At 30.1% G+C, this 5087-nt stretch carries 4 protein-coding genes and 1 pseudogene; 1 reads left to right on the top strand and 4 read right to left on the bottom strand.

Translation table 11 applies throughout. The features are described 5' to 3' along the window. Nucleotides 1–155: 155 nt before the first annotated feature. Nucleotides 156–960: pseudogene (gene galT / locus ABJG40_RS14025) on the top strand (galactose-1-phosphate uridylyltransferase). Nucleotides 961–996: 36 nt separating this feature from the next. Here the strand turns inward: galT and ABJG40_RS14020 are convergent. The 4 genes from ABJG40_RS14020 to ABJG40_RS14005 form a co-directional block, all read right to left on the bottom strand. Beyond that, a complete protein-coding gene (locus ABJG40_RS14020) occupies nt 997–1137 on the bottom strand; it encodes a hypothetical protein (protein ID WP_348025217.1) in 141 nt (46 codons plus the stop codon). A 126-nt stretch (nt 1138–1263) separates the two neighbouring features. Then, entirely contained in the window at nt 1264–2649 is a 1386-nt protein-coding gene (locus ABJG40_RS14015; RefSeq protein WP_348025216.1) for a DUF3526 domain-containing protein, read from the bottom strand. Nucleotides 2650–2688: 39 nt separating this feature from the next. Then, on the bottom strand, nt 2689–4092 hold the full coding sequence (locus tag ABJG40_RS14010; protein ID WP_348025215.1) for a DUF3526 domain-containing protein: 1404 nt from the start codon (nt 4090–4092) through the stop codon (nt 2689–2691). Nucleotide 4093: 1 nt separating this feature from the next. Next, on the bottom strand, nt 4094–4807 hold the full coding sequence (locus ABJG40_RS14005; RefSeq protein ID WP_348025214.1) for an ABC transporter ATP-binding protein: 714 nt from the start codon (nt 4805–4807) through the stop codon (nt 4094–4096). Between the last annotated feature and the right edge of the window lie 280 nt (nt 4808–5087).

Raw genomic sequence — 5087 nt, 5'->3', positions numbered from 1 at the left:
TTTTGGGGATGTACCATTAATTTAATTTCAAAAAGTGAAGCAAAAGCATTTGGAGAAAGTATATAAAAATAAATTTGACAACGAATGTTTAGTATATTTTATTGAACTTTCTGAAGGAACACATATCGTAAAATAATCAACTACAAGAAAAAAAAATGAGTAATACAAATTTACAAAACTATTCGCATAAGCGATTTAATATTCTTACAGGAGAATGGGTTTTAGTATCACCACACAGAGCAAAAAGTGAAACTGGTATTTGTAAAGTAATTTGCTTTAGTCCAGATCATTCAAAAAGTTTGGCAGATATGTCTGCTTCAGAAATTCAAAAAGTAATTTTTGCATGGTAAAAAGAATTTACAGAATTGTCTGAAAATCCTAAAATCAATTATGTTCAAATTTTTGAAAACAAAGGAGCTGTTATGGGATGTAGTAATCCTCATCCACATGGACAAATTTGGAATCAATCTTCATTACCAAACGAAGTTTAGAAAAAGAATACACAATAATAATAATAATAATAATAGTTTATTAGGAGATTATTTAGCACAAAAACTAGAAAAGAAAGAACGCATTATTTTTGAAAATGATGGTTTTGTTGTTTTAGTTACTTTCTAGGCAATTTGGCTATTTGAAGCAATGATTGTTCCTAAAAAACATCAAGCTAATATTTTAGAAATGAATGAAGAAGAAGCTTTACAATATGGAGAAGCAATTGCTGTTCTAACAAAAGCGTACGATAAGATTGTTAATACTTCTTTCCCATATTCTAGTGGAATTCATCAAGTTCCAACAGATGGAAATGAAAATAAATACTGGCATTGGCACATGAGTTTTTATCCACCTTTATTAAGAAGTGCTTCTGTAAAGAAATTTACGGTAGGTTATGAAATGTTTGGAACTCCACAAAGAGACATTACTGTAGAACAAGCTGTAAAAATGATAAAAGATTGTTTGTAGAAATCATAAAATTCTAGTAAACAAAAAAGCTTCTCGTTATGAGAAGCTTTTTTGTTGTACATGCGGCGGAGAGACTCCTGCTACAGGATCCCAATTTAATTCAATATTATCAGGGCATACACTTGCTATACTTAAATTACTTGGCACTTCTACAATGGTATGTGATATCACTTTCACTGATAGAACTTCCAGCTACTGGATTACCAACTTAAAACATAACCTAAAAAACAGCTTCATAAAAATTAAGTGTACCAACTATTTTTCTAATACTTGTGTATAGTGCTTTTAGAATACAAATTGCTTTTACTTTAAAATAGGATTAGATTTTAAACCTTTACCTATTATTACAAAAAACAATATTGTATTTATTCCAATAATAGCAAATAGGTTTAACCAAAAATTGGTTTCAATTCTATTCTTATAATGAAATTCTGGTAGTTCATGATAGTTTTTTTGGGTAAATTTTTGATTTTTAAATAACATAGGCACCAAATAGTTTCTCCATGTAGTAGAAAACTCGAAAACTTGAATTTTATAATCATTATAATGTTTTTCTGATGTTCCAGCTATATTATTCAAGGTCTGTTGCATTAAAATTGCTGGCGACATATATCTGAACGTACTTATTAAGTTTTGTTGTTTTTTTAATTGCGATTCATATTCCGCAAGAATCGGTTTTGTTTTTTCCTCCATCATTTTTTCTGATGCAAAATAATTATGCCAAAAGCCAAATTTTTGATCGCTATTATCTTGAGACAACTCAGGATGATTTCTCATATAATCATCCATAATTTCGTTTTGCTTCTCCTCGTTTTCTTTTTTAATTGAACGAATTTCGTTAATCATATTTAAACGTGATGGTATAGGGTATAAAGAGTTTCCTATTTGATTAATAGTCGCAGGTAACACCAATACTATCAATAACCACACACCTATTAAAGCCAAGGCATTTTTAGACGAATTGTTGATTTTAATATTCACAATAGCCGCTACAACAAACCAAAATAGGTTATACCCAGCAATTATTAAAAACAATTGTAATACTTGATTAATTTGGGTGAAAGCATTTGCTGTAAAAGTGATTAAGGTAATTAATAGAATACCAAAAACAACCAATGTAAACACCATATACCTGATAATCATTTTTTGCAAAAGCCAGCTTACAATAGAGATAGGCTGAGCTCCGATTATTCGTAAAGTACCCAATTCTTTTTCTTTTGATAAAATATTAAAGGTGAAAGCAATAATCAATAATGGTAAAATATAGATAATTACAAATGCTAAATCAAAATTCCCAAATAATAATTGCACAGGACTTACCATTTCAGAATAATCTAAGGCAAAATTGTTTCCGTAAATTTTTGGACTTTTAAAGTGCGTATACATGTCACTTTGTCCTGTAGCCAAAAACGAAAGGGTTTCAGGCTGCATAATAGCTAAACGAGGATGACGATACCCAATATTCATAGGTTCTGATGGTAATCTCCTGTACGATATATTTGTTTGTTCTCCCGCTTCAATTTTTTTAAGTGTAGCAAGCATTTCACTATCTTCTTTATGTAATTTCTCTTGTACTACAGAAATATCATAAAGTCTTTTCTCTACATTTTTATTCCCATTATAAATGGCAAATGCAAACAACAAAAGAATACTAACACTTAATATTATCAGCCAATTGCTTCGTCTCAATAATTTTATTTCGTATGATAGATTGTAACTAAACATAATTTATATTTTTTTTGAAGTAATAATTAAAACTGCTAAGGGTAGTATGAGCCACAAAGCCAAAAACAACAGGTTTTTCGTGTTTTCCCTTAAGACTTGAAACAGCGTTGGTGGCGTAAAATTAAACTTCGGTAAATTTTTAAATTTTTCAGCACTCATTTTATAACCACGTTGTCCAACCTTTGCATTATCTTTTATATCGTAATTTAAAAATTGTTGTTTTTCAATACGATATGTTTCGGCTGCTTGGGTAAATTTTCTGTGTAAATTATCACTTGTATGAGCGATATCCATCGATAAAAATCGTACTGAAATAAATGGAGAAACAAAAGCAATATTTTGATAGGTTTCATTTTGATTTACAGCTATATCACTTAAAATAGTATAATGCTTTTCATAAATTTCAGCTTCATGCTCCTCCCCTTTTTGCATTCTGTAACCAACATAGTTAAATGGCAATTGACTTAAACTATCCACACCATATTCTTTAAGAGTTTCTTGCTCCAGTTTTTTGGCAGCTTCATTCCACGGATTATGTCCATCTAATCCACTTTTTTTATCCTCGACAATACGTGCATTAAATTCTGTTTTAGACGGATAAGGGTGGTTACTATTCGCAATATTTGTTGCTACTTTTGGAGCTATAAAACTAAATACAATCCAAAACACCAAACTACTAACTAAGGACATCCCTGAAGATTTACTCCACATAGAAACTAAAACTGTAATCGTAGTAATGATTAAATAGTAAAATGAATATGACACAAACAAAGTAAACAAACTCCCCCAACTGAAAAACGATAAGTTTTCTAAACTAGACAATACAACCCCAACACTAAAAAAGATAATAACTGCTAAAATGAACACAGGAATAAAGGTAGCCAACCATTTACCTAAAGCCAATTTCACAGGATTTACACCCTGACTTTTTAGTAAGGTAAATGTTTTATGTTCCACCTCTTTGGTATATGAATTATAACCAATTAGAATGATGATTAATGGAACCAAATAAATTAAAACAAAATTGATAGACAAGGTTCCAAAACGTGCTAAACTAGATTGATCACTTGCTTCACTAAATGAAGCCTCGTTTCTGTTATGAGCTTCTAAAAAAATGGTATTACCCGTATACATAGTAACTCCAGAATCAAAAAGAGATAAAGCAAATTTGGGTTTAAAAGCGTAGGTACCATAATGTGCTGCAGAATGTGGATTTTTCTCGCCTTGTGTTTCCCAAATGTTACGCTCTTTATTAACAGATTCTAGATACTGTTGATTGCTTTTTTTATACTGATTAACACCTGTTATGGTAGCAATCATTAATAGAATTAACGAAATAATCAACGCTATTTTAAAACGACCATCTCTAATTAATTCTTTCAGTTCTTTAAAAATTATGTTTTTCATGTTAACTTATATTTTTAAAGTTCATGATATCCAAATAAATGGTTTCTAACTCCTTTAAAGAAAGATCTGATGTGTTAGAGTAATTTTGCAAAACACCAGAGCGCATAATTCCAATATGAGTACTTACTTCTTTAGCTCTAAATAAATCATGAGTTGCCATTAAAATAGCTACACCTTTATTTTTCATTTTTGTAAGTAACGCTATAAATTCGTTACTCGATTTTGGATCTAAACCAGAGGTAGGCTCATCTAACAATAAAACTTTAGATTCTTTTGAAATAGCAAGCGCAATACCTACTTTTTGTCGCATTCCTTTTGAAAATGTTCCCACCCATTTATCATGTGCTACTTCCTGTAATCCTGCTTCGTTTAAATAGCATTTTAATTCATTTTTACTGAATTTTTTACCTGATAATTTCGTGAAATAATCTAAATTTTCAACAGCACTTAAAGTAGGGTACAACATTAAGTTTTCTGGAATATAAGTTATAAACTCTTTAGTTTTAATAGGGTTTTTAACCACATCCAAACCGTTAATTTCTGCTGTCCCAGAGGTAGGTTCTAGAAAGTTCAATAACATATTGATGGTAGTAGATTTTCCGGCACCATTTGCTCCTAATAGACATAAAATTTCACCAGCATTTACGTTAAAAGACAAGTTATTTACAGCTGTAAAATCACCATAGGTTTTTGTGATGTTTTTTGTAGTTATCATAATATAAGATAGATGTAAATAAATTAATAATAGATGCTTAGCCATAAAAAGCCAAACGTAGCTAGTTGTCAAAAATTAAAAAACTCTTGACAACGTTAATAAAGTAATAAATAAATTGATATAAAACCTATGTTATAGGTGGAGGTCTGCAAAAAAGATTACTACTGGTTTTATTTTGAATAACCAAACAGAAATACCCATAGATTTTTGGGCATTCATAATGGTGTTGAATAACCTGTTCAAAAGAGTATGACTCTTTGATTATACAAGGAACTTTATT

The organism is Polaribacter sp., from assembly GCF_039939415.1.
GTDB lineage: Bacteria > Bacteroidota > Bacteroidia > Flavobacteriales > Flavobacteriaceae > Polaribacter.
The sequence above is the reverse complement of the archived record's forward strand: the minus strand, read 5'-3'. Positions and strand labels throughout refer to the sequence as shown.